Source organism: Streptomyces sp. BJ20 (genome assembly GCF_022869105.1).
Lineage (GTDB): Bacteria > Actinomycetota > Actinomycetes > Streptomycetales > Streptomycetaceae > Streptomyces > Streptomyces griseoincarnatus.
The window spans coordinates 4,941,418-4,967,018 of sequence record NZ_CP094918.1 but is presented as its reverse complement, the minus strand read 5'-3'; the positions used below and the strand labels follow the sequence as shown (position 1 = coordinate 4,967,018).

At 71.1% G+C, this 25,601-nt stretch carries 24 protein-coding genes; 23 read left to right on the top strand and 1 reads right to left on the bottom strand.

Translation table 11 applies throughout. The features are described from left to right. The first annotated feature begins 85 nt into the window (after positions 1–85). From MTR79_RS22390 to nusB, 17 genes are all read left to right on the top strand, one after another. The gene (locus MTR79_RS22390; RefSeq protein ID WP_048458182.1) at positions 86–754 is read left to right on the top strand and encodes a vitamin K epoxide reductase family protein; all 669 of its coding nucleotides are present in this window, start codon (positions 86–88) and stop codon (positions 752–754) included. A 43-nt stretch (positions 755–797) separates the two neighbouring features. Beyond that, a complete protein-coding gene (locus tag MTR79_RS22385; RefSeq protein ID WP_048458181.1) occupies positions 798–2,153 on the top strand; it encodes a replication-associated recombination protein A in 1,356 nt (451 codons plus the stop codon). A 301-nt stretch (positions 2,154–2,454) separates the two neighbouring features. After that, positions 2,455–3,069, top strand: coding sequence for a 30S ribosomal protein S4 (gene rpsD / locus MTR79_RS22380; protein WP_019523761.1), 615 nt, complete (start codon positions 2,455–2,457; stop codon positions 3,067–3,069). A gap of 209 nt (positions 3,070–3,278) precedes the next feature. Then, a complete protein-coding gene (locus tag MTR79_RS22375) occupies positions 3,279–3,728 on the top strand; it encodes a DUF948 domain-containing protein (protein WP_086698853.1) in 450 nt (149 codons plus the stop codon). Between the two features lie 7 nt (positions 3,729–3,735). Then, on the top strand, positions 3,736–4,104 hold the full coding sequence (locus tag MTR79_RS22370) for a hypothetical protein (protein WP_006136175.1): 369 nt from the start codon (positions 3,736–3,738) through the stop codon (positions 4,102–4,104). Further along, complete coding sequence (alaS, locus tag MTR79_RS22365) at positions 4,104–6,776, top strand: alanine--tRNA ligase (RefSeq protein ID WP_086698855.1); 2,673 nt, start codon at positions 4,104–4,106, stop codon at positions 6,774–6,776. Before MTR79_RS22370 ends, alaS begins: the two co-directional genes overlap by 1 nt. A 38-nt stretch (positions 6,777–6,814) precedes the next feature. Continuing rightward, positions 6,815–7,279, top strand: coding sequence for a Holliday junction resolvase RuvX (gene ruvX, locus MTR79_RS22360; RefSeq protein ID WP_026243667.1), 465 nt, complete (start codon positions 6,815–6,817; stop codon positions 7,277–7,279). Between the two features lie 127 nt (positions 7,280–7,406). Then, a complete protein-coding gene (gene mltG, locus MTR79_RS22355; RefSeq protein ID WP_244791857.1) occupies positions 7,407–9,158 on the top strand; it encodes an endolytic transglycosylase MltG in 1,752 nt (583 codons plus the stop codon). After that, positions 9,158–9,985 (top strand): shikimate dehydrogenase, encoded by an 828-nt coding sequence (locus MTR79_RS22350; protein ID WP_086698856.1) that lies wholly within the window; start codon positions 9,158–9,160, stop codon positions 9,983–9,985. Before mltG ends, MTR79_RS22350 begins: the two co-directional genes overlap by 1 nt. 52 nt (positions 9,986–10,037) lie before the next feature. Continuing rightward, the gene (locus MTR79_RS22345; RefSeq protein WP_244791856.1) at positions 10,038–10,451 is read left to right on the top strand and encodes a hypothetical protein; all 414 of its coding nucleotides are present in this window, start codon (positions 10,038–10,040) and stop codon (positions 10,449–10,451) included. 181 nt (positions 10,452–10,632) lie between these two features. Then, positions 10,633–11,817 carry a chorismate synthase gene (aroC, locus tag MTR79_RS22340; protein ID WP_086698859.1) on the top strand — a complete coding sequence of 395 codons (1,185 nt, stop codon included), beginning with the start codon at positions 10,633–10,635 and terminating at the stop codon, positions 11,815–11,817. Then, complete coding sequence (locus MTR79_RS22335; protein WP_244791855.1) at positions 11,814–12,326, top strand: shikimate kinase; 513 nt, start codon at positions 11,814–11,816, stop codon at positions 12,324–12,326. Before aroC ends, MTR79_RS22335 begins: the two co-directional genes overlap by 4 nt. After that, on the top strand, positions 12,323–13,417 hold the full coding sequence (gene aroB, locus MTR79_RS22330; RefSeq protein ID WP_244791854.1) for a 3-dehydroquinate synthase: 1,095 nt from the start codon (positions 12,323–12,325) through the stop codon (positions 13,415–13,417). Before MTR79_RS22335 ends, aroB begins: the two co-directional genes overlap by 4 nt. A gap of 132 nt (positions 13,418–13,549) precedes the next feature. After that, positions 13,550–14,395 (top strand): Pro-rich N-terminal domain-containing protein, encoded by an 846-nt coding sequence (locus MTR79_RS22325; protein ID WP_189365455.1) that lies wholly within the window; start codon positions 13,550–13,552, stop codon positions 14,393–14,395. Positions 14,396–14,501: 106 nt separating this feature from the next. Then, positions 14,502–15,608, top strand: a complete 1,107-nt coding sequence (locus MTR79_RS22320) for an aminopeptidase P family protein (RefSeq protein WP_086702815.1) — start codon at positions 14,502–14,504, stop codon at positions 15,606–15,608. 70 nt (positions 15,609–15,678) lie between these two features. Then, entirely contained in the window at positions 15,679–16,245 is a 567-nt protein-coding gene (gene efp / locus MTR79_RS22315; RefSeq protein ID WP_006131211.1) for an elongation factor P, read from the top strand. Positions 16,246–16,247: 2 nt separating this feature from the next. Beyond that, complete coding sequence (gene nusB, locus MTR79_RS22310; protein WP_033275099.1) at positions 16,248–16,679, top strand: transcription antitermination factor NusB; 432 nt, start codon at positions 16,248–16,250, stop codon at positions 16,677–16,679. A 171-nt stretch (positions 16,680–16,850) separates the two neighbouring features. On the opposite strand, the gene bldD is transcribed toward nusB, so the two are convergent. After that, positions 16,851–17,354 carry a transcriptional regulator BldD gene (gene bldD, locus MTR79_RS22305; protein ID WP_006131213.1) on the bottom strand — a complete coding sequence of 168 codons (504 nt, stop codon included), beginning with the start codon at positions 17,352–17,354 and terminating at the stop codon, positions 16,851–16,853. A gap of 262 nt (positions 17,355–17,616) precedes the next feature. Here bldD and pyrR point away from each other — a divergent pair, with 262 nt between their 5' ends. The 6 genes from pyrR (at position 17,617) to carB (ending at position 25,598) form a co-directional block, all read left to right on the top strand. Then, entirely contained in the window at positions 17,617–18,201 is a 585-nt protein-coding gene (pyrR, locus tag MTR79_RS22300; RefSeq protein ID WP_189365453.1) for a bifunctional pyr operon transcriptional regulator/uracil phosphoribosyltransferase PyrR, read from the top strand. Between the two features lie 106 nt (positions 18,202–18,307). After that, positions 18,308–19,303 carry an aspartate carbamoyltransferase catalytic subunit gene (locus MTR79_RS22295; protein WP_122214929.1) on the top strand — a complete coding sequence of 332 codons (996 nt, stop codon included), beginning with the start codon at positions 18,308–18,310 and terminating at the stop codon, positions 19,301–19,303. A 5-nt stretch (positions 19,304–19,308) separates the two neighbouring features. Beyond that, a complete protein-coding gene (locus tag MTR79_RS22290) occupies positions 19,309–20,595 on the top strand; it encodes a dihydroorotase (protein WP_033275102.1) in 1,287 nt (428 codons plus the stop codon). Further along, positions 20,592–21,152: a hypothetical protein gene (locus MTR79_RS22285; RefSeq protein WP_048458166.1), complete on the top strand. Its 561-nt coding sequence runs from the start codon at positions 20,592–20,594 to the stop codon at positions 21,150–21,152. The genes MTR79_RS22290 and MTR79_RS22285 overlap by 4 nt, the downstream gene beginning before the upstream one ends. After that, positions 21,149–22,291, top strand: a complete 1,143-nt coding sequence (gene carA / locus MTR79_RS22280) for a glutamine-hydrolyzing carbamoyl-phosphate synthase small subunit (protein WP_189365452.1) — start codon at positions 21,149–21,151, stop codon at positions 22,289–22,291. Before MTR79_RS22285 ends, carA begins: the two co-directional genes overlap by 4 nt. Then, a complete protein-coding gene (carB, locus tag MTR79_RS22275) occupies positions 22,284–25,598 on the top strand; it encodes a carbamoyl-phosphate synthase large subunit (RefSeq protein WP_189365451.1) in 3,315 nt (1,104 codons plus the stop codon). Before carA ends, carB begins: the two co-directional genes overlap by 8 nt. Positions 25,599–25,601: the final 3 nt, after the last annotated feature.

Genomic DNA, 25,601 nt, shown 5'->3' with positions numbered 1-25,601 from the left:
GGGTCCAACGGCGCGTTCACGGGGCCGTACGGCACAATGACCCTGCCCGAAGCAGGTCCAGACTCACCAGTGACGGAATCGGCGTATGAGCAGGACGACAGTCAGGGACGTCGACATGGAGCCAGAACCCTCCGCCTCGCAGCAGCGAGCCGCGGCCGCACCGCGCACCGAGGGCGCGAGCCGTGCCCTCGCGCTGCTCCTGGTGATCACCGGCGCGGCCGGCGTGCTGGCCGCCTGGGTGATCACGCTCGACAAGTTCAAACTGCTCGAGGCCAAGGTCGCGGGCGAGACGTTCGTCCCCGGCTGCAGCCTCAACCCCGTCGTCTCCTGCGGCAGCGTCATGGAGAGCGACCAGGCCTCCGTGTTCGGCTTCCCGAACCCGATGCTCGGCCTGGTGACCTACGGCATCGTGGTCTGCGTCGGCATGAGCCTGCTCGCCCGGGCCCGTTTCCCCCGCTGGTACTGGCTCACCTTCAACGCGGGCACCCTCTTCGGCGTCGGCTTCTGCGCCTGGCTGATGTTCCAGTCCCTGTACCGGATCAACGCCCTGTGCCTGTGGTGCTGCCTCGCCTGGGTCGCCACGATCGTCATGTTCTGGTACGTGACGTCCTTCAACATCCGTAAGGGCTTCCTGCCCGCGCCCTCCTGGCTCAAGAGCTTCTTCGGCGAGTTCACCTGGGTCCTGCCGGTGCTGCACATCGGGATCATCGGCATGCTGATCCTGACCCGCTGGTGGGACTTCTGGACCAGCTGACCGCCCGCGCCGGGCTGTCGGCGCGGTGCTTTAGGGTTTCAGCGTGGAGCCCGACCTGTTCACCGCAGCAGCAGAAGAACGCCAGGAGAAGGACCCGACCGGCAGCCCTCTGGCGGTCCGGATGCGCCCGCGCACCCTCGACGAGGTGGTGGGCCAGCAGCACCTGCTGAAGCCGGGCTCCCCCCTGCGCAGACTGGTCGGCGAAGGCTCGTCGGGCCCCGCGGGACCCTCCTCCGTGATCCTCTGGGGCCCGCCCGGCACGGGCAAGACCACCCTCGCCTACGTGGTCTCCAAGGCCACCAACAAGCGCTTCGTGGAGCTGTCAGCGATCACCGCGGGCGTCAAGGAGGTCCGCGCGGTCATCGACGGCGCGCGCCGTGCCTCCGGCGGGTACGGCCAGGAGACGGTCCTCTTCCTCGACGAGATCCACCGCTTCAGCAAGGCCCAGCAGGACTCCCTGCTCCCCGCCGTGGAGAACCGCTGGGTCACGCTCATCGCCGCGACCACCGAGAACCCCTACTTCTCGGTCATCTCCCCGCTGCTCTCCCGCTCCCTGCTGCTCACCCTCGAGCCGCTCACCGACGACGACGTCCGCTCCCTGCTGCGGCGCGCCCTCACCGAGGAGCGCGGCCTGGGAGGCGCCGTCACCCTCCCCGACGACACCGCGGAGCACCTGCTGCGCATCGCCGGCGGGGACGCCCGACGCGCGCTCACCGCCCTCGAGGCCGCGGCGGGCGCCGCGCTGGACAAGGGCGAGGCCGAGGTGAGCCTGGCGACCCTGGAGGAGACGGTCGACCGGGCCGCCGTGAAGTACGACCGCGACGGCGACCAGCACTACGACGTCGCCAGCGCCCTGATCAAGTCGATCCGCGGCTCGGACGTGGACGCGGCCCTGCACTACCTGGCCCGCATGATCGAGGCAGGGGAGGACCCCCGCTTCATCGCCCGCCGGCTGATGATCTCCGCCAGCGAGGACATCGGCCTCGCCGACCCGAACGCCCTGCAGATCGCGGTCGCCGCCGCCCAGGCCGTCGCCATGATCGGCTTCCCCGAGGCCGCGCTCACCCTCAGCCACGCCACCATCGCCCTCGCGCTCGCCCCCAAGTCCAACGCGGCCACCACCGCGATCGGCGCCGCCCTGGAGGACGTCCGCAAGGGACTGGCCGGCCCGGTCCCCTCCCATCTCCGCGACAGCCACTACAAGGGCGCCGGCAAGCTCGGCCACGGCAAGGGCTACACCTACCCGCACGACCTGCCCGAGGGCATCGCCGCCCAGCAGTACGCCCCGGACGCCCTGAAGGACCGCGAGTACTACGAGCCCACCCGGCACGGCGCCGAGGCGCGGTACGCGGACGCGGTGGAGTGGACAAGGAAGCACCTCGGTCGCAAGCGGTCCTGAGCGCCCTGTAGACTCACGCGAAGTGCTGTGTCCCGTGTCCGGCTCCGGTCGGCGCCTCAGGCGGGACGACCAGCCGGATCTTTCGATCCAGGAGCGTCGCGCACCGTCGTAGGTGTCGCGGGCAGCCCACCACCACCCGTAAGTCCCGGGAGGGGTCGGTGGGCCGTTCGTGTGCTGCACGTATGTGCCCAGACCAGGGGAGCGGCTGCCCGGCACGTCCCGTGCGGACCTGCTGGGATTCCCCGGCTGCGGATGCGACCTCCCGTAACCCTGAGGCAGCCGAAAAGGAAAAGGAAAAGAAGTGGCGAACCAGTCCCGCCCCAAGGTCAAGAAGTCGCGTGCCCTCGGTATCGCGCTGACCCCGAAGGCCGTCAAGTACTTCGAGGCCCGCCCCTACCCGCCGGGTGAGCACGGCCGTGGCCGCAAGCAGAACTCGGACTACAAGGTCCGTCTGCTGGAGAAGCAGCGTCTGCGCGCGCAGTACGACCTCTCCGAGCGGCAGCTCGTCCGTGCCTACGAGCGTGCCTCCAAGACCTCGATGAAGACCGGCGAGGCCCTGGTCATCGAGCTCGAGCGCCGTCTCGACGCGCTGGTCCTGCGTTCGGGCATCGCCCGCACGATCTACCAGGCCCGCCAGATGGTCACCCACGGCCACATCCAGGTGAACGGCAAGAAGGTCGACAAGCCCTCCTTCCGTGTCCGCCCGGACGACGTCGTGGAGGTCCGCGAGCGCAGCAAGGAGAAGACCCTCTTCACGATCGCTCGTGAGGGTGGCTTCGCCCCCGACGGTGAGATCCCGCGCTACCTCCAGGTGAACCTCAAGGCCCTGGCGTTCCGCCTGGACCGTGAGCCGAACCGCAAGGAGATCCCGGTGATCTGCGACGAGCAGCTCGTCGTCGAGTACTACGCCCGCTGAGCCGGCAGGCACGCGGTATCCCGAGCCCGTCGTCCCCCCGCCCTCCGGGGCGGGGAGGCGGCGGGCTCGTCCTCGCCCAGGCTGCTTTCGCCGCCTTCCGCCGGGACCGGCGCCGTGGCCGACGGTAATCCGGTACGGAGACCCGTCACCGGCGCGATAGGCTCGGTGACACGACTTTCTCGATGTTCAGGCGCGTTTCAAGGGAGCGGGTGCACACAGTGTCCGGTGGCGAGGTGGCCGGAATCCTGGTGGCCGTCTTCTGGGCGATCCTGGTCTCCTTCCTCGCCGTGGCACTGGCGAGGCTGGCCCAGACGCTCCGGGCGACCACCAAGCTGGTGGCGGACGTGACCGACCAGGCCGTCCCGCTGCTGGCGGACGCCTCCACGGCGGTCCGGTCCGCGCAGACCCAGATCGAACGGGTCGACGCGATCGCCTCCGACGTCCAGGAGGTCACCTCCAACGCCTCCGCGCTGTCCACCACCGTGGCGTCCACCTTCGGCGGCCCCCTGGTCAAGGTCGCCGCCTTCGGCTACGGCGTGCGCCGGGCCCTCGGCGGCCGCAAGGAGGACGCGCCGGAGCGGGCGCGGAGCAACGTGATCGTGGGCCGCACCGTCCCGGGAGCGCGGCGCGGCAAGCGGACCCGGGGAAAGAAGGACTGACCGGACGATGTTCCGCCGAACGTTTTGGTTCACCACCGGCGTCGCCGCCGGCGTGTGGGCCACCACCAAGGTCAACCGCAAGATCAAGCAGCTCACCCCCGAGCACCTCGCCGTCGCCGCGGCCAACAAGGCGATCGAGGCCGGCGGCCGGCTCAAGGACCGCGCGGTGGACTTCGCCCTCGAGGTCCGCGACAACATGGCGCAGCGCGAGGCCGAACTCGGCGACGCGCTCGGGCTGAACGCCCCCGTCGACCGTGAACTGCCCGCACCCCGCGGCTACGCCGTGATCGAGAACCGCAACAGCCCCCCGTACGTCGAGGGCCCGAAGAAGTCGACGTACCCGACGTACCCGTACAACCGGAATGAGGACCACTGATGGAGTCGGCCGAGATCCGCCGCCGCTGGCTGAGCTTCTTCGAGGAGCGCGGGCACACCGTCGTCCCGTCGGCGTCGCTCATCGCGGACGACCCGACTCTGCTCCTCGTCCCGGCCGGCATGGTGCCCTTCAAGCCCTACTTCCTCGGCGAGGTCAAGCCGCCCTTCGACCGCGCCACCAGCGTGCAGAAGTGCGTGCGCACCCCCGACATCGAAGAGGTCGGCAAGACCACCCGCCACGGCACGTTCTTCCAGATGTGCGGCAACTTCTCCTTCGGTGACTACTTCAAGGAGGGCGCCATCAAGCTCGCCTGGGAGCTGCTCACCAGCCCCCAGGACAAGGGCGGTTACGGGCTGGAGCCCGAGAAGCTCTGGATCACCGTCTACCAGGACGACGACGAGGCCGAGCAGATCTGGCACGAGGTCGTGGGCGTGCCCAAGGAGCGCATCCAGCGGCTGGGCAAGAAGGACAACTTCTGGTCCATGGGCGTCCCCGGCCCCTGCGGCCCCTGCTCCGAGATCAACTACGACCGCGGCCCCGAGTTCGGCGTCGAGGGCGGCCCCGCCGTCAACGACGAGCGGTACGTGGAGATCTGGAACCTCGTCTTCATGCAGTACGAGCGGGGCGAGGGCACCGGCAAGGACGACTTCGAGATCCTCGGCGAGCTGCCCAGCAAGAACATCGACACCGGCCTCGGCCTCGAGCGGCTCGCCATGATTCTGCAGGGCGTGCAGAACATGTACGAGATCGACACCTCCATGGCCGTCATCGAGAAGGCCACCGAGCTGACCGGCGTCCGCTACGGCGACGCCCAGAGCTCCGACGTCTCCCTGCGCGTGGTCACCGACCACATGCGCACCGCCACCATGCTCATCGGCGACGGCGTCACCCCCGGCAACGAGGGCCGCGGCTACGTGCTGCGCCGCATCATGCGCCGCGCCATCCGCAACATGCGCCTGCTCGGCGCCACCGGCCCGGTCGTCAAGGACCTCATCGACGTCGTCGTCGGCATGATGGGGCAGCAGTACCCGGAGCTGATCACCGACCGAGTGCGCATCGAGAAGGTCGCCCTCGCCGAGGAGAACGCCTTCCTCAAGACGCTGAAGGCCGGCACCAACATCCTCGACACCGCGGTGTCCGAGACCAAGGCCGCCGGCTCCGCCGTCCTGCCCGGCGACAAGGCCTTCCTGCTCCACGACACCTGGGGCTTCCCCATCGACCTCACCCTGGAGATGGCCGCCGAGCAGGGCCTCTCCGTGGACGAGGACGGCTTCCGCCGTCTGATGAAGGAGCAGCGGGAGCGCGCCAAGGCCGACGCCCAGTCCAAGAAGACCGGCCACGCCGACCTCGGCGCCTACCGCGAGATCGCCGACCGGGCCGGCGCCACCGACTTCATCGGCTACACGGACACCGAGGGCGAGTCCGCCGTCGTCGGCATCCTCGTCGACGGCGTCTCCTCGCCCGCCGCCACCGAGGGCGACGAGGTCGAGATCGTCCTGGACCGCACCCCCTTCTACGCCGAGGGCGGCGGCCAGATCGGCGACACCGGCCGGATCCGCACCGACTCCGGTGCCGTCATCGAGGTCCGCGACTGCCAGAAGCCGGTCCCCGGCGTCTACGTCCACAAGGGCGTCGTCCAGGTCGGCGAAGTGACCGTCGGCGCCCGCGCCCACGCCGCCATCGACGACCGCCGGCGCAAGGCCATCGCCCGCGCCCACTCGGCCACCCACCTCACCCACCAGGCCCTGCGCGACGCCCTCGGCCCGACGGCCGCCCAGGCCGGTTCGGAGAACCAGCCCGGCCGGTTCCGCTTCGACTTCGGCTCCCCGGCCGCCGTCCCGCAGACGGTCATGCTGGACGTCGAGCAGAAGATCAACGAGGTGCTCGCCCGCGACCTCGACGTGCGAGCCGACGTCATGGGCATCGACGAGGCCAAGAAGCAGGGCGCCATCGCCGAGTTCGGTGAGAAGTACGGCGACCGCGTGCGCGTGGTCACCATCGGCGACTTCTCCAAGGAGCTGTGCGGCGGCACCCACGTGCACAACACCGCCCAGCTGGGTCTGGTGAAGCTGCTCGGCGAGTCCTCCATCGGCTCCGGCGTGCGCCGCATCGAGGCCCTGGTCGGCGTGGACGCCTACAACTTCCTCGCCCGCGAGCACACGGTCGTCAACCAGCTCACCGAACTGCTCAAGGGCCGTTCCGAGGAACTGCCCGAGAAGGTCTCCGCCATGCTCGGCCGGCTGAAGGACGCCGAGAAGGAGATCGAGAAGTTCCGCGCCGAGAAGGTGCTCCAGGCCGCCGCCGGCCTCGCCGAGTCCGCCAAGGACATCAAGGGCGTCGCCGTCGTCACCGGTCAGGTCCCGGACGGCACCACCGCCGACGACCTGCGCAAGCTGGTGCTCGACGTGCGCGGCCGGATCCAGGGCGGCCGGGCGGCCGTCGTGGCCCTGTTCAGCACGGTGGGCGGCAAGCCGCTCACCGTCATCGCCACCAACGAGGCTGCCCGCGAGCGCGGACTCAAGGCCGGTGACCTGGTGCGCGCCGCCGCCAAGACCCTCGGCGGCGGCGGTGGCGGCAAGCCGGACGTCGCCCAGGGCGGCGGCCAGAACCCGGCCGCCGTCGGCGAGGCCGTGGACGCCGTGGAGCGTCTCGTGGCGGACACCGCCAAGTGAACGACGGTCCCACGCACCAGCAGGCGGACGGCCCGGCCATGCGCCGCGGCCGCCGGCTCGCGGTCGACGTCGGGGACGCCCGGATCGGGGTCGCCTCCTGCGACCCCGACGGAATCCTCGCCACCCCGGTCGAGACCGTCCCCGGCCGGGACGTCCCGGCCGCGCACCGCAGACTGAGGCAGCTCGTCGAGGAGTACGAGCCGATCGAGGTCGTCGTCGGTCTCCCTCGCTCCCTCAAGGGGGGCGAGGGCCCCGCCGCCGCCAAGGTCCGCGGGTTCGCCCAGGAGATGGCACGGGTGATCGCGCCGGTCCCGGTGAGGCTCGTGGACGAGCGCATGACCACGGTGACGGCCAGTCAGGGACTGCGAGCCTCGGGCGTGAAGTCCAAGAAGGGACGCTCCGTCATCGACCAGGCCGCCGCTGTGATCATCCTCCAGCAGGCACTGGAATCCGAACGGGTGTCAGGCAGACCACCCGGCGAGGGCGTCGAAGTGGTCATCTGATCGCGATACGGTAACGTTCCGCGCGATGCGGGCGGTGTTCGAACAGCCCCCGCACAGAGAGAGGCGGAACGGAAGCCGAGGTCTTCAGGTGGCCGGGCTGCCGCCGCCTCGCGGCTCTAGGGGATCGATGACTGAGTATGGCCGGGGCCAAGGCCCCGAACCGTGGCATCCGGACGACCCGCTGTACGGGGACGGCGGATGGGGAGGACAGCAGGCCGCCCAGCAGGCCCAGCAGTCCTACGGCGGCCAGCAGCAGCACTACCCGCAGCAGCCGCAGCAGCAGTACGGCGACTGGGACACGGGTGAGCAGCACGGGTACGGCGATCAGCCGTACCCGCAGTACGACCAGTACGGTCAGCAGTACGCGCCCCAGCAGCACCAGCAGCCGCAGCACCCTCAGCACCAGCAGCCGCAGCACCCTCAGCATCAGGCGCCGCAGCAGCACCAGCAGCAGTACGACCAGAACGGCTGGCCCACCGGCTCCTACCCCCAGGACCCGTACGCCGGCGGCCCTCAGGATCCGTACGCGCAGCAGCCCGCGTCCTACGGTGGCGAGCAGTCCGACCACTACAGCACCGCCGAGGCCTACCCGCCGCCCGAGCCCCCCGGTCGCCGGCGGCCCGAGCCTGAGCGGGAGCCCGAGCCGCAGACCGACTGGGATCCCGGACCCGACCAGGGCGAACACGCCTTCTTCGCGGGCGGCGACGACGAGGACGGCCGCGACGGCGAGCCGGACGACCGGCGCGGACGCGGCGAGCGCCGGGGCGGCGGGGACCGCAGGGGCGGCGGCAGGGAGAAGAAGCGGCGCAGCGGACTGGCCTGTCTCGTGGTCGTCGCCGTCCTCGGCGGAGGACTGGCCGGGGTGAGCTACTTCGGCTACCAGTTCTACCAGGATCGTTTCGGCAGCGCCCCGGACTTCGCGGGTTCCGGCAACGGCGAGCAGGTCACCGTCACCATCCCCAAGGGCTCCGGCGGTTACGCCATCGGCCAGGTGCTCAAGAAGATGGGCGTGGTCAAGAGCGTCGACGCGTTCGTCGCGGCCCAGGCGGCCAACCCGGACGGCAAGAACATCCAGGACGGCGTCTACACGCTCCAGAAGGAGATGTCGGCCGCGAGCGCGGTCGAACTGATGCTCAGCCCGGAGAGCCGTGACAACCTGATCATCGCCGAGGGCAAGCGCAACGCCGCCGTCTACGAGCTGATCGACGCGCGCCTCGAGGTCAAGAAGGGCACCACGGCCAAGGTCGCCGAGACCAAGTGGAAGACCCTCGGACTGCCCGACTGGGCCGTGAACCACCCTGACGTGAAGGACCCGCTCGAAGGGTTCCTCTTCCCCTCCAGCTACGCCGTCGCCAAGGGGCAGAAGCCGGAGGACGTGCTCAAGCAGATGGTGGCTCGTGCCACCGAGAAGTACGAGTCCCTGGACTTCGAGACCAAGGCGAAGAGCCTCGGCCTCGAGGGACCGTGGGAACTGGTGACGGTCGCCAGCCTGGTACAGGCGGAGGGCAAGACCCACGACGACTTCCGCAAGATGTCGGAGGTCATCTACAACCGGCTGAAGCCGACGAACACGGAGACGAACCAGAAGCTCCAGTTCGACTCGTCCTTCAACTACCTCAAGGGTCAGAGCGAGATCGACATCTCCGAGTCGGAGATCAACAGCAACACCGACCCCTACAACACGTACACCAACAAGGGACTGCCGCCCGGTCCGATCGGCAACCCTGGTGACGACGCCGTCAAGGCGGCGCTCGACCCCACCTCGGACGGCTGGATCTACTTCGTGGCCACGGACGGCATGGACAAGACCGAGTTCGCGAGGAACATCGAGGAGCACCAGAAGCTCGTCGACAAGTTCAACGCGTCGAGGAAGAACTGATGCCGGGGCCCCGCCGTGCCGCCGTGCTCGGCTCCCCGATCGCCCACTCCCTCTCGCCCGTGCTGCACCGCGCCGCCTACGCCGAGCTGGGCCTGGAGGGCTGGACCTACGACCGGTTCGAGGTCGACGAGGCGGCGCTCCCCGGCTTCTTCGAGACGCTCGGCCCCCAGTGGGCGGGGCTGTCGCTGACCATGCCGCTGAAACGGGCCGTGATCCCGCTGCTCGACGGGATCAGCGAGACGGCTGCGTCCGTCGACGCGGTCAACACGGTCGTCCTCACCGAGGACGGCCGCCGCACCGGCGACAACACCGACGTCCCCGGCATGGTCGCCGCCCTGCACGAGCACGGCATCGACAAGGTGGACACCGCCGCGATCCTCGGCGCCGGCGCCACCGCCTCCTCCGCGCTCGCCGCGCTGTCCCGCGTCTGCACCGGGGAGATCGTCGTCCACGTGCGCAGCGAGGCCCGCGCCGACGAGATGCGCCAGTGGGCGGAACGCCTGGGCGTCACCGTGCGGATCGCCGCCTGGGACGACGCCGAGGAGGCCCTGCACGCCCCGCTGGTCGTCAGCACCACCCCGGCCGGCGTCACCGACGCCCTCGCCCACGCCGTGCCCGAGCGCCCGGCGGCCCTGTTCGACGTGCTGTACGACCCGTGGCCGACGGTCCTCGCCGCCCGCTGGTCCGCGTACGGCGGGGACGTGGTCGGCGGCCTCGACCTGCTGGTGCACCAGGCGGTGCTCCAGGTGGAACAGATGACGGGCCGCTCCCCGGCCCCGCTGGAGGCCATGCGCCGTGCGGGCGAGGAGGCCCTCGCCGCCCGGTAGGATCCCTCCTCGTTCCGCAGGGGGCGGAACCTCGGGGGAGGGGACCTTTCTCATGTCCGCAGGCGTGCCGCTGGCGTCCTGGAAGACGCAGATGTTCGAGTCGCTGCTGGGCTTTCTGCCCGACTGGGTGCAGATCACCGTCCTGGCGCTGGTGGTGCTCGCCTTCCTGGCGGCCTGGGCGCTGAAGCTCAAGCGACGGATCGCCGCCCGCCGCGCCCCGCGCACGGGCGCGCCCGTCCCCGTACAGGCGAGCGGCGCCGACTTTCTCGGCCCGTACGCGCCGCGGAACCAGGGCGGCACAGCTGCCCGTTCGGGCGCCCGCGAGCCCAGTGGCGCCGACTTTCTCGGCCCGTATGCACCGCGGAGCCAGGGCGGCACAGCTGCCCGTTCGGGCGCCCGCGAGCCCAGTGGCGCCGACTTTCTCGGCGCCTACGCCCCGCGCCGTGAGGACGGCGGGCAGGGCTGAGCCTCATGGCCGGCTGGTGATCCGGGCCGTCCGTCAGGTGGACCGGCGGCCGGATGCCGCGCCCGACGTGGGAGGATCGAAGGACGGCGGACCGGGACCCGCGCACCCCGCCCCGCCGCGCGCGTACGCGAGCAGGAGCGTGCGCTGGGCAGTACCGGGGCGCGAACACGGAGGAGCACCGTTGAGCAGGTTGCGCTGGCTGACCGCGGGGGAGTCCCACGGTCCCGCACTCGTCGCGACGCTGGAGGGCCTTCCCGCCGGCGTGCCGATCACCACGGACATGGTGGCGGACCACCTGGCGAGGCGGCGGCTCGGCTACGGTCGCGGTGCCCGGATGAAGTTCGAGCGGGACGAGGTCACGTTCCTGGGCGGCGTCCGGCACGGACTGACGCTGGGGTCCCCGGTCGCGATCATGGTGGGCAACACCGAGTGGCCCAAGTGGGAGCAGGTCATGGCGGCCGACCCGGTCGACCCGGAGGTGCTGGCCGGCCTCGCGCGCAACGCGCCGCTGACCCGCCCGCGCCCCGGCCACGCCGACCTCGCCGGCATGCAGAAGTACGGCTTCGACGAGGCCCGCCCGATCCTGGAGCGCGCCTCCGCCCGTGAGACCGCCGCCCGCGTGGCGCTGGGCGCGGTGGCCCGGTCGTACCTCAAGGAGACGGCCGGCATCGAGATCGTCTCCCACGTCGTCGAGCTGTGCTCGGTGAAGGCGCCGCAGGGCGTCCTCCCCACGCCGGCCGACGTGGAGAAGCTGGACGCCGACCCGCTGCGCTGCCTCGACGCGGACACGTCGAAGGCGATGGTCGCCGAGGTCGACCAGGCGCACAAGGACGGCGACACCCTCGGCGGCGTCGTCGAGGTGCTGGCCTACGGCGTCCCCGTGGGCCTCGGCTCGCACGTGCACTGGGACCGCAAGCTGGACGCCCGGCTGGCCGGGGCTCTCATGGGCATCCAGGCCATCAAGGGCGTCGAGATCGGCGACGGCTTCGAGCTGGCCCGCGTGCCCGGCTCCAAGGCCCACGACGAGATCGTCAGCACGCCCGAGGGCATCAGGCGGGTCTCCGGCCGGGCCGGCGGCACCGAGGGCGGCCTGTCCACCGGCGAGCTGCTGCGCGTCCGCGCGGCGATGAAGCCGATCGCCACCGTGCCCCGGGCCCTGAAGACCGTGGACGTCACCACCGGTGAGGCCACGCAGGCCCACCACCAGCGCTCCGACGTCTCCGCCGTCCCGGCGGCCGGCATCGTCGCCGAGGCCATGGTCGCCCTGGTGCTGGCGGACGCGGTGGCGGAGAAGTTCGGCGGCGACAGCGTCACCGAGACCCGCCGCAACGTCACCTCGTACCTCGACAACCTGGCGATCCGGTGAGCCCGCGGCTCGTCCTGACCGGCCCGATGGGCGTCGGCAAGTCCACCGTCGGGCAGCTCCTCGCCGAGCGTCTCGGCGTCGGCTACCGGGACACCGACGACGACATCGTCGCCGCAGAGGGCCGCTCGATCTCCGACATCTTCGTCGAGGACGGCGAGCCCGCCTTCCGCGCCCTGGAGAAGGAGGCCGTGCGGCAGGCGCTCGCCTCGCACCACGGCGTCCTCGCCTTGGGCGGGGGCGCGATCCTCGACCCGGACACCCGCGCGCTGCTCTCCGGGGAGCGGGTCGTCCACCTGTCGATGGGCGTCGAGGAGGCGGTCCGCCGCACCGGCCTCGGCGCCGCCCGCCCGCTCCTCGCGGTCAACCCGCGCAAGCAGTGGCGCGAGCTGATGGAGGCCCGCCGCCACCTGTACGAGGAGACCGCGACGGCCGTCGTGCCGACCGACGGCCGCACGCCCGAAGAGGTCGCCGACGCGGTCCTGGACGCACTGGAGCTGAAGGAAGCATGAGCAACGAGGCAGTGACCCGCATCCACGTCGCGGGCACGGCGGGCACCGAGCCCTACGACGTCCTGGTGGGCCGGCAGCTGCTCGGCGAACTCCCGGGGCTGATCGGCGACAAGGCGCAGCGGGTCGCGGTCATCCACCCCGAGGCCCTCGCGGAGACCGGGGACGCGCTCCGCGCGGACCTCGCCGGGCAGGGCTACGAGGCCGTCGCCATCCAGGTGCCGAACGCCGAGGAGGCCAAGACCGCCGAGGTCGCCGCCTACTGCTGGAAGGCGCTCGGCCAGTCGAACTTCACCCGCACCGACGTCGTCGTGGGCGTCGGCGGCGGAGCCACCACGGACCTCGCCGGATTCGTCGCCGCGACCTGGCTGCGGGGCGTGCGCTGGATCGCCGTCCCCACCACCGTGCTGGCCATGGTCGACGCGGCCGTGGGCGGCAAGACGGGCATCAACACCGCCGAGGGCAAGAACCTCGTCGGCGCCTTCCACCCGCCGGCCGGCGTCCTCTGCGACCTCGCCGCCCTCGACTCCCTCCCGGTGCACGACTACGTCTCCGGGCTCGCCGAGGTCATCAAGGCCGGCTTCATCGCCGACCCGGTCATCCTCGACCTGATCGAGTCCGACCCCGAGGCCGCCCGCACCCCGGCCGGACCGCACACCGCCGAGCTGATCGAACGCTCGATCAAGGTGAAGGCCGACGTGGTCTCCAGCGACCTCAAGGAGTCCGGCCTCCGCGAGATCCTCAACTACGGCCACACCCTCGGCCACGCCATCGAGAAGAACGAGCGGTACAAGTGGCGCCACGGCGCCGCCGTCGCCGTCGGCATGCACTTCGCCGCCGAACTGGGCCGCCTCGCCGGCCGCCTGGACGACGCCACCGCCGACCGCCACCGTACGGTCCTCCAGGCCGTCGGGCTGCCGCTGCACTACCGCTACGACCAGTGGCCCAAGCTGGTGGAGAACATGAAGGTCGACAAGAAGTCCCGCGGCAACCTGCTGCGCTTCGTCGTCCTCGACGGGCTCGCCAAGCCCACCGTGCTGGAAGGCCCCGACCCGGCCGTCCTGCTCGCCGCCTACGGCGAGGTGGGGCAGTAGCCGCCTGACGGGCACTCATCACCGCCCCCGGCCGTTTCACACAACGACGGCAGGGGGCGGTACCGTTCGGTAACGCGGGGACGGCCCCCGCTGTCAGTGACCCATTGCCTGTACGAGACGGAGTGGCACCGGATGCAGCACGCAGTGGGTTCACCGCTGCCGCCGCCCCATCAGCCGGGGCACGGACCGGCCGCCGGCTGGTCACCGGCCGCGCACCATCCAGGTCAGCATCAGCAGCAGGGCCCCTCGGCCCCGCCGCACGCCCAGCCCCCCGGCTACCCGGCGCCCCCGCCCCCGGCGGGCCCCCAGCACGCCTCCATGCCCCCGCCGCCGGACACCACCGGCCATGTCACGCTGCCCCCCGGCGGCCCGGTCGGCATACCGAGCGCGCCGCAAGCCCCGGCGACCCCCGACCCGACCGTGACGACCCTCGCCGTTCTGCTCATCGGTCCCGCGGGCGCCGGCAAGACGAGCGTCGCCAAGTACTGGGCGGATCACCGCCGCGTGCCCACGGCGCACATCAGCCTGGACGACGTCCGCGAATGGGTGCGCTCCGGCTTCGCCGACCCGCAGACCGGCTGGAACGACAACTCCGAGGCGCAGTACCGGCTGGCCCGCCGCACCTGCGGCTTCGCCGCCCGTAACTTCCTGGCCAACGGCATCTCCTGCATCCTCGACGACGCGGTCTTCCCCGACCGCCCGGTCGTCGGCCTCGGCGGCTGGAAGCGGCACGTCGGTCCCGGCCTGCTGCCCGTCGTCCTCCTGCCCGGCCTGGACGTGGTCCTTGAGCGCAACGCGGAGCGCAGCGGCAACCGCCGCCTCAGCGACGAGGAGGTGGCCCGCATCCACGGCCGCATGGCCGGCTGGTACGGCTCGGGGCTGCCGATCGTCGACAACTCCCAGCTGGACGTACCGGAGACGGCCCGCATCCTCGACGACGTCCTCACCCGGGCGATCGCCAGCCCCCCTAAGTGGTGAGCCGCGACCTCCGGAGCCCCGGGCCCTCCGGCGCGCAGCGGCCGCGCTGCCCCCGGTCGGCCCCGCTCGACCGGCGACATCCCGCCGCCGCTCCTACGCTCGAACCATGTCTGAGGTCTACGCGGTCCGCCGGACGCGCCTCCGGGAACGCTGCAACGCGAGCGGCAGCACCGCCGCGCTGGTGTCCCGGCCCGCCAACGTCCGCTACCTGTCCGGCGCCGCCCCCGAGAACGCCGTGCTGCTGCTCGGCAGGACCGAGGACGTACTCGTGTGCGCGCAGCCGCCGGACGACCGCGTCCCGCACAACCGCCCCGACGAGGCGCTGCGCCTGCACGTCATGACCGGCATCGGCGGCGACCCGGCCGTGGAGGCCGCCGCCCTCGCGGTCGCCCAGGGCGTCGACGCCCTGGCCGTGGAGGAGCACCACCTCACCGTCACCCGGCACCGGGCGATCCGCGAGGCCGCCCCGCCCCTGCGCCTCACCGGCGTCGCCGGCGCGGTCGAACAGCTGCGCGTGGTCAAGGACGAGGAGGAGATCTCCTGTCTCCGCATCGGCGCGGAGATCGCCGACCAGGCCCTGGGCGAACTCCTGGAGTCCATCCTGGTCGGCCGCACCGAACGCCATCTCGCCCTGGAGCTGGAGCGCCGCCTGGTCGACCACGGCGCCGACGGCCCGGCCTTCCCCACCTCCGTCGCCACCGGACCCAACGCGGGACGCCCCGGTCACCGGCCCACCGACCGCCGGGTGGAGGAGGGCGACTTCCTCTCCGTCTGCCTCGGCGCCACCTACCGCGGCTACCGCTGCGAGATCGGCCGCACCTTCGTCATCGGCACGGCCCCGGCCGACTGGCAGATCGAGCTGTACGACCTGGTGTTCTCCGCGCAGCGCGCGGGACGCGAGTCCCTGGCGCCCGGCGCCGCATGCCGTGACGTGGACCGTGCGGCGCGCCAGGTGCTCGACTCGGCCGGGTACGCGGAGGCACTGCCGGTCCTCACTGGTCACGGCGTCGGACTGGAAATCGACGAGGACCCTCATTTGACCCCGGCGGCCATGGGTAAACTGGACGCTTGCGTGCCGGTCACCGTCGAGCCGGGGGTCCACCTCCCCGGCCGGGGCGGCGTCCGGATCGATGACACGCTCGTCGTGCGCCCCGAGGCGGACGGCGGACCCGAGCTACTCACCATCACGACCAAGGAGCTGCTCGCGCTCTAGCCTCGCGCAGTGCGCCTGCCCCCGCCCCGGCCGTCGTCCACGTCAGTCCAGTCCAGGAGATTCCGCAACCGTGGCTTCCACGAACGACCTCAAGAACGGCATGGTGCTCAAGCTCGAAGGCGGCCAGCTCTGGTCCGTCGTCGAGTTCCAGCACGTCAAGCCCGGCAAGGGCCCGGCCTTCGTGCGCACCAAGCTCAAGAACGTGCTCTCCGGCAAGGTCGTCGACAAGACCTTCAACGCCGGCGTCAAGGTCGAAACGGCCACCGTAGACAAGCGCGACATGCAGTTCTCCTACATGGACGGCGACTACTTCGTCTTCATGGACATGGAGACCTACGACCAGCTCATGGTCGACCGCAAGGCCGTCGGCGACGCCGCCAACTTCCTCGTCGAGGGCTTCACCGCCACCGTCGCCCAGCACGAGGGCGAGGTGCTCTTCGTGGAGCTGCCGGCCGCCGTCGAGCTGACCATCCAGGAGACCGAGCCCGGCGTCCAGGGCGACCGCTCCACCGGCGGCACCAAGCCCGCCACGCTGGAGACCGGCCACCAGATCCAGGTCCCGCTCTTCATCACCACCGGTGAGAAGATCAAGGTCGACACCCGCACGAGCGACTACCTCGGCCGGGTGAACAGCTAACCGTGGCTGCCCGCAACACGGCCCGCAAGCGCGCCTTCCAGATCATCTTCGAGGGCGACCAGCGCGGCACCGAGGTCCTCACGGTCCTCGCCGACTGGATCCGGCACTCCCGGTCCGACACCCGGCAGCCGCCGGTGAGCGAGTACACGATGCAGCTTGTCGAGGGCTACGCGGAGCACGCGAAGCGGATCGACGAGCTGATCGGCCAGTACTCGGTCGGCTGGACGCTCGACCGGATGCCCGTCGTGGACCGCAGCATCCTGCGGCTCGGCGCGTACGAGCTGATCTGGGTCGACGAGACCCCGGACGCGGTCGTGCTGGACGAGATGGTGCAGCTGGCGAAGGAGTTCTCCACGGACGAGTCCCCCTCGTTCGTCAACGGCCTTCTCGGACGCCTGAAGGAACTCAAGCCTTCCCTGCGCCGCGACCAGTAGGAACGCCCCGCCAGGGAGCGCCCCTCAGGGGCGTGGGGAACCGCGCGCTCAGCCCCACCCGGCCCGCGGCCGACACCGAACCGCAGCCGGCAGACGAAAAAACCGCCGGGGTGGCCGGACCTTCCAGGTCCGGCCACCCCGGCGGCACGTTTCTGCGCCCCCTCGGAGCGCCTACGCGTCCTCGTGGGACGCCACAGCACGGCGTGCGTCCGCGTCCAGCACGCCCCAGCTGATCAGCTGCTCGGTGAGGACCGAGGGGGACTGGTCGTAGATCACGGCGAGCGTGCGCAGGTCGTCCTGGCGGATCGACAGCACCTTGCCGTTGTAGTCACCGCGCTGCGACTGGATCGTCGCCGCGTAACGCTGGAGCGGGCCCGCCTTCTCGGCCGGCACCGTGGCCAGCCGCTCCAGGTCCAGGACCAGCTTCGGCGGCGGCTCGGCGGCGCCGCCCGGGGTCGTGCCCGGCAGCAGCTCCTGCACCGGCACGCCGTAGAAGTCCGCCAGCTCCGCAAGGCGCTGTACGGTCACGGCGCGGTCGCCGCGCTCGTACGAACCGACCACGACCGCCTTCCAGCGGCCCTGGGACTTCTCCTCGACACCGTGGAGGGAAAGGCCCTGCTGGGTGCGGATCGCCCGGAGCTTGGCCCCGAGCTGTTTGGCGTATTCGCTGGACATATAGCTCCCCGGCACTGTGTCGACGCGGATGGCTGGATTCCATGCCGCGCGGCTGGTAACTCACTGTGAGGTTACGCAGCGTTACTCTCGTGCGTCAAGCCGAATGGTCCACACCGACTCTTCCGTGGTAGCGAAGATCGGTTGCTCCATCCGGGTGAAAGGGGGTGTCGCTGCGGGCGCGCGGCCACCTGCTAGCCTGAGGGACGCAATCCGACGTCCTTTAAGGTCCGTCCCGTGAGGCGGAGAAGGAGGTCCGTTTCGTATGGACACGCACGACCCGCAATCGCCGGCCGCATCCCAGGCGGACGCACGGCCCGTTCTCGAGGCCCCCGACATCGCCCGGGTCATGACCCGCATCGCCCACGAGATCGTCGAACGCGCCAAGGGCGCCGACGACGTGGTGCTCCTCGGCATCCCGACCCGGGGCGTCTTCCTCGCCCGGCGGCTCGCCGACAAGCTCGAGCAGATCACCGAGCGCAAGGTCCCGGTCGGCTCGCTCGACATCACCATGTACCGCGACGACCTGCGCCTGCAGCCGCCGCGTGCGCTGGCCCGCACCGAGATCCCCGGTGACGGCATCGACGGCAAGCTGGTCGTCCTCGTCGACGACGTGCTCTTCTCCGGCCGCACCATCCGCGCCGCCCTCGACGCGCTGAACGACATCGGCCGCCCCCGCGCGGTGCAGCTGGCCGTGCTCGTCGACCGCGGCCACCGCGAACTGCCCATCCGCGCCGACTACGTCGGCAAGAACCTCCCCACGTCGCTGCGGGAGACGGTCAAGGTCCTGCTCGCCGAGGAGGACGGCCGCGACACCGTGCTGCTCGGCGCCAAGCAGGCCCCCCAGTAGCACCGCGAAGCGCACACCGGACAGGAGTGCGTCGGCGCGGCACGCCCACGCGCGTACCCGTCTGCCCCATTTCGCCTCATTGAACTGCCTTTACGGAGCCTGACAGATGCAGCGTCATCTCATCTCGGCCGCCGACCTCACCCGCGACGACGCCGTCCTCATCCTCGACACCGCCGAGGAGATGGCCCGGGTGGCCGACCGGCCGATCAAGAAACTCCCCACCCTGCGCGGCCGTACCGTCGTCAACCTCTTCTTCGAGGACTCCACCCGCACCCGGATCTCCTTCGAGGCCGCCGAGAAGCGGCTGTCCGCGGACGTCATCAACTTCTCCGCCAAGGGCTCCAGCGTCTCCAAGGGCGAGTCCCTCAAGGACACCGCCCAGACCCTGGAGGCCATGGGCGTCGACGCGGTCGTCATCCGGCACGGCGCCTCCGGCGCCCCCTACCGGCTCGCCACCTCCGGCTGGATCGACGCGCACGTCATCAACGCCGGCGACGGCACCCACCAGCACCCCACCCAGGCGCTGCTCGACGCGTTCACCATGCGCCGCCGCCTCGTCGGCCGGGACGCGGGGCTCGGCCAGGACCTGAACGGCCGCCGCATCACCCTCGTCGGCGACGTCCTGCACAGCCGGGTCGCCCGCTCCAACGTCGACCTGCTGCACACCCTCGGCGCCGAGGTCACGCTGGTCGCTCCGCCCACCCTGCTCCCGGTCGGCGTCGGGACCTGGCCCTGCGAGGTCTCCTACGACCTGGACTCCACGCTCCCCAAGTCCGACGCGGTGATGATGCTGCGCGTCCAGCGTGAGCGGATGAACGCCGCGTTCTTCCCCACCGAGCGTGAGTACTCCCGCCGCTACGGCCTCGACGGCGACCGCATGGCGCGGATGCCGGAGCACGCCATCGTCATGCACCCCGGCCCGATGGTCCGCGGCATGGAGATCACCGCCGAGGTCGCCGACTCCGACCGCTGCACCGTCGTCGAGCAGGTCGCCAACGGCGTCTCCATCCGCATGGCCGTGCTGTACCTGCTGCTCGGCGGAGCCGAGTTCCAGACCCCGAGCACGTCCGCCGCCCCCGCCCGTACCGCCGAGGAGAACTGACAACGATGAGCAAGACCCTGATCCGTGGTGCGAAGGTGCTCGGCGGCGAGCCCCAGGACGTCCTGATCGACGGCGAAACGATCACTCAGGTCGGCGCCGGCCTGTCCGCCGAGGGCGCGGAGGTCGTCGAGGCCGGCGGCAAGGTGCTGCTGCCGGGCCTGGTCGACCTGCACACCCACCTGCGCGAGCCCGGCCGCGAGGACTCCGAGACCGTCCTGACCGGCACCCGCGCGGCGGCGAGCGGCGGTTACACCAACGTCTTCGCCATGGCCAACACCTTCCCGGTCGCCGACACCGCCGGCGTCGTCGAGCAGGTCTGGCGGCTCGGCCAGGAATCCGGCTACTGCGACGTGCAGCCGATCGGCGCCGTCACCGTCGGCCTGGAGGGGCAGAAGCTCGCCGAGCTGGGCGCCATGCACGAGTCCGCGGCCGGTGTCACCGTCTTCTCCGACGACGGCAAGTGCGTCCACGACGCCGTGATCATGCGCCGGGCCCTGGAGTACGTGAAGGCCTTCGACGGCGTCGTCGCCCAGCACGCCCAGGAGCCCCGCCTGACCGAGGGCGCGCAGATGAACGAGGGCGTCGTCTCCGCCGAGCTGGGCCTCGGCGGCTGGCCGGCCGTCGCGGAGGAGTCGGTCATCGCCCGCGACGTGCTGCTCGCCGACCACGTCGGCTCCCGCGTCCACATCTGCCACCTGTCGACGGCCGGCTCCGTGGAGATCGTCCGCTGGGCCAAGTCCCGCGGCATCCGCGTCACCGCCGAGGTCACCCCGCACCACCTGCTCCTCACGGACGAGCTGGTGCGCTCCTACAACCCGGTCTACAAGGTCAACCCGCCGCTGCGCACCGAGCGTGATGTGCTGGCCCTGCGGGAGGCGCTCGCCGACGGCACCATCGACATCGTCGCCACCGACCACGCCCCGCACCCGCACGAGGACAAGGACTGCGAGTGGGCCGCCGCCGCCATGGGCATGGTCGGCCTGGAGACCGCGCTGTCGGTGGTCCAGGAGACGATGGTCGACACCGGTCTGCTGGACTGGGCCGGCGTCGCCGACCGCATGTCCTTCACCCCGGCGCGCATCGGCCGCGCCGAGGGCCACGGCCGCCCCGTCTCGGCAGGTGAGCCCGCCAACCTCACCCTCGTCGACACGGCATACCGTGGACCGGTGGACCCCGCGGGCTTCGCCTCGCGCAGCCGCAACACGCCCTACGAGGGCCGCGAGCTGCCGGGCCGTGTCACCCACACCTGGCTCCGGGGCAAGGCCACGCTCGTCGACGGGAAGCTCACGTGACATCTCTCATCCTGCTGGCCGCCGAGAGGGAATCGGCGGAAGTGACCGACTGGGCCGCCCGGATCGGCTGGGTCGTCGGCCTCGCCCTCTTCGTCGCGCTCGTCTACTGGCTGATGCGCGAGGGCTGGAAGTGGCGCGGCACGCTCCAGAGCGACCTGCCCGCGCTGCACAGCGCGCCGGACGACCCCGGCCCGGCGACACTGACCATGAGCGGCCGCTACCACGGCTCCACCACCGCGGGTCAGTGGCTGGACCGCATCGTGGCGCACGGCCTGGGCACCCGCAGCCGTGCCGAGCTGACGCTCGGCGACGCCGGTCTGGACGTCGCGCGCCCCGGGGCGGAGGACTTCTTCATCCCCGCGGACGCACTGCGCGAGGCCCGGCTCGACAAGGGCATCGCCGGCAAGGTCCTCACCGAGGGCGGCCTGCTGGTGATCACCTGGCAGCACGGCGACCGGCTCATCGACTCCGGTTTCCGCTCCGACCACGCGGCGGAGCACACCGAGTGGGTCGACGCCCTCACGAACATGATCAACAAGACGGAAGGCGCACGATGACAACCTCCACCAGGGGAGCCGACAAGGTTCCCGCCGTACTCGTCCTGGAGGACGGCCGGATCTTCCGCGGCCGGGCCTACGGGGCGGTGGGGGAGACCTTCGGCGAAGCGGTGTTCTCCACCGGCATGACCGGGTACCAGGAGACCCTCACCGACCCGTCGTACCACCGCCAGGTCGTGGTGATGACCGCCCCGCACGTCGGCAACACCGGCGTCAACGACGAGGACGCCGAGTCCAAGCGGATCTGGGTCTCCGGCTACGTCGTGCGCGACCCCGCGCGCGTGCCGTCCAACTGGCGCTCCCGCCGCACCCTCGACGAGGAGCTGGCCGCCCAGGGCGTCGTCGGCATCAGCGGCGTCGACACCCGCGCCCTCACCCGCCACCTGCGCGAACGCGGCGCCATGCGCGTCGGCATCTTCTCCGGCAACGCCCTGCCCGACGAGGGCACCATGCTCGCCGAGGTCCGCCAGGCCCCCGAGATGCAGGGCGCCGACCTCTCCGCCGAGGTGGCCACCAAGGAGGCGTACGTCGTCCCCGCGCAGGGCGAGAGGAAGTTCACCGTCGCCGCCGTCGACCTCGGCATCAAGGGCATGACCCCCTACCGGATGGCCGAGCGCGGCATCGAGGTGCACGTGCTGCCCGCCACCGCGACCGTCGACGACGTGTACGCCGTGAACCCGGACGGCGTGTTCTTCTCGAACGGCCCCGGCGACCCCGCCACCGCCGACCACGCCGTCTCCGTGATGCGGGGCGTTCTGGAGCGCGGCACACCGCTGTTCGGCATCTGCTTCGGCAACCAGATCCTCGGCCGCGCCCTCGGCTTCGGCACCTACAAGCTGAAGTACGGCCACCGCGGCATCAACCAGCCGGTGCAGGACCGTACGACCGGCAAGGTCGAGGTCACCGCGCACAACCACGGCTTCGCCGTGGACGCCCCGCTCGACAAGGTCTCCGACACCCCGTTCGGCCGTGCCGAGGTGTCCCACGTCTGCCTGAACGACAACGTGGTGGAGGGCCTCCAGCTGCTCGACAAGCCGGCCTTCAGCGTCCAGTACCACCCCGAAGCGGCCGCGGGCCCGCACGACGCCGCCTACCTGTTCGACCGCTTCGTCTCCCTGATGGAGGGCCAGCGTGCCTAAGCGCACCGATATCCAGTCCGTCCTGGTCATCGGCTCCGGTCCGATCGTCATCGGCCAGGCCGCGGAGTTCGACTACTCCGGCACCCAGGCCTGCCGCGTGCTCAAGGCCGAGGGCCTGCGCGTCATCCTGGTCAACTCCAACCCGGCGACGATCATGACCGACCCGGAGATCGCCGACGCCACCTACGTCGAGCCGATCACGCCCGAGTTCGTCGAGAAGATCATCGCCAAGGAGCAGCCGGACGCCCTGCTGCCCACCCTGGGCGGCCAGACGGCCCTCAACACGGCGATCTCCCTCCACGAGAACGGCGTCCTCGACAAGTACGGCGTCGAGCTGATCGGCGCCAACGTCGAGGCGATCCACAAGGGCGAGGACCGCGACCTGTTCAAGGAGGTCGTGGAGGAGGTCCGCAAGAAGATCGGACACGGTGAGTCCGCCCGGTCCTACATCTGCCACTCCATGGACGACGTCCTCAAGGGTGTCGAGGAGCTCGGCGGATACCCCGTCGTCGTCCGCCCGTCCTTCACCATGGGCGGCGCCGGCTCCGGCTTCGCGCACGACGAGGAGGAACTGCGCCGCATCGCCGGCCAGGGCCTCACCCTCTCGCCGACCACCGAGGTGCTCCTCGAGGAGTCCATCCTCGGCTGGAAGGAGTACGAGCTGGAGCTGATGCGCGACAAGAACGACAACGTCGTGGTCGTCTGCTCCATCGAGAACTTCGACCCCATGGGCGTGCACACCGGTGACTCCATCACCGTCGCCCCGGCGATGACGCTGACCGACCGCGAGTACCAGGTGCTGCGCGACGTCGGCATCGCGATCATCCGCGAGGTCGGCGTCGACACCGGCGGCTGCAACATCCAGTTCGCGGTCAACCCCGAGGACGGCCGGGTCATCGTCATCGAGATGAACCCGCGCGTCTCCCGGTCCTCCGCGCTCGCCTCCAAGGCGACCGGCTTCCCCATCGCCAAGATTGCGGCCAAGCTCGCCGTCGGCTACACCCTCGACGAGATCCCGAACGACATCACACGCGAGACGCCGGCCTCCTTCGAGCCGACCCTCGACTACGTGGTCGTGAAGGCCCCGCGGTTCGCCTTCGAGAAGTTCCCGAGCGCCGACTCCACCCTCACCACCACCATGAAGTCGGTCGGCGAGGCCATGGCCATCGGCCGCAACTTCACCGAGGCGTTCCAGAAGGCGCTGCGCTCGCTGGAGAAGAAGGGCAGCCAGTTCACCTTCGTGGGCGAGCCCGGCGACAAGGCCGAGCTGCTGCGCGAGGCGGTCCGCCCCACCGACGGCCGGATCAACGCCGTCATGCAGGCCGTCCGCGCGGGCGCCACGCCCGAGGAGGTCTTCGAGGCCACGAAGATCGACCCGTGGTTCGTCGACCAGCTCTTCCTCATCAAGGAGACCGCCGACGAGCTGGCCGCCGCCCCCGAGCTGACCCCCGGCCTGCTCGCCGAGGCCAAGCGGCACGGCTTCTCCGACCAGCAGATCGGCGAGATCCGCGGTCTGCGCGAGGACGTCGTCCGCGAGGTCCGGCACGCGCTCGGCATCCGCCCGGTCTACAAGACGGTCGACACCTGCGCCGCCGAGTTCGCAGCGAAGACCCCGTACTTCTACTCCTCCTACGACGAGGAGACCGAGGTCGCCCCCCGCGAGAAGCCCGCAGTGATCATCCTGGGCTCCGGCCCGAACCGCATCGGCCAGGGCATCGAGTTCGACTACTCCTGCGTCCACGCCTCCTTCGCCCTGAGCGACGCCGGGTACGAGACCGTGATGGTCAACTGCAACCCGGAGACCGTCTCCACCGACTACGACACCTCCGACCGGCTCTACTTCGAGCCGCTCACCCTGGAGGACGTCCTGGAGATCGTCCACGCCGAGCAGCAGGCGGGTCCGGTCGCGGGCGTCGTGGTCCAGCTCGGCGGCCAGACCCCGCTCGGGCTCTCCCAGGCGCTGAAGGACAACGGCGTGCCGATCGTCGGCACCTCCCCGGAGGCCATCCACGCCGCCGAGGACCGCGGCGCCTTCGGACAGGTCCTCAAGGAGGCCGGCCTGCCCGCCCCCAAGCACGGCACCGCCACCACCTTCGCCGAGGCCAAGGCCATCGCCGACGAGATCGGCTACCCGGTCCTCGTCCGCCCCTCCTACGTGCTCGGCGGACGCGGCATGGAGATCGTGTACGACGACAACCGGCTGGAGGCGTACATCGCCGAGTCGACGGAGATCAGCCCCTCCCGGCCGGTCCTGGTCGACCGCTTCCTCGACGACGCCATCGAGATCGACGTCGACGCCCTCTACGACGGCGAGGAGCTCTACCTCGGCGGCGTGATGGAGCACATCGAGGAGGCCGGCATCCACTCCGGCGACTCGGCGTGCGCCCTGCCCCCGATCACCCTCGGCGGCTTCGACATCAAGCGGCTGCGCGCCTCCACCGAGGCCATCGCGCGTGGCGTGGGCGTACGCGGCCTGATCAACATCCAGTTCGCCCTCGCCGGGGACATCCTCTACGTCCTGGAGGCCAACCCGCGCGCCTCCCGCACGGTGCCCTTCACCTCCAAGGCGACCGCGGTGCCGCTCGCCAAGGCCGCCGCGCGCATCTCGCTCGGCGCCACCGTCGCCGAACTGCGCACCGAGGGCCTGCTCCCGGCCACCGGAGACGGCGGCGAGCTTCCGCTGGACGCGCCGATCTCCGTCAAGGAGGCCGTGATGCCGTGGTCCCGCTTCCGGGACATCCACGGCCGCGGCGTCGACACGGTCCTCGGCCCGGAGATGCGCTCCACCGGCGAGGTCATGGGCATCGACAGCGTCTTCGGCACCGCCTACGCCAAGTCGCAGGCCGGCGCCTACGGCCCGCTGCCCACCAAGGGCCGCGCCTTCATCTCGGTCGCCAACCGGGACAAGCGCTCGATGATCTTCCCGGCGCGCGAGCTGGTGGCGCACGGCTTCGAGCTGCTCGCCACCTCCGGCACCGCCGAGGTCCTCAAGCGCAACGGCATCAAGGCCACCGTCGTGCGCAAGCAGTTCGAGGGCACCGGCCCCAACGGCGAGAAGACCATCGTCCAGCTCATCCATGACGGCGAGGTCGACCTCATCGTCAACACCCCGTACGGCACGGGCGGCCGGCTCGACGGCTACGAGATCCGCACCGCGGCCGTGGCCCGCTCGGTGCCCTGCCTCACCACGGTCCAGGCGCTCGCCGCCGCGGTCCAGGGCATCGACGCGCTCAACCGGGGCGACGTAGGAGTCCGCTCGCTCCAGGAACACGCGGAACATCTGACCGCGGCCCGCGAGGACCAGTAGCCC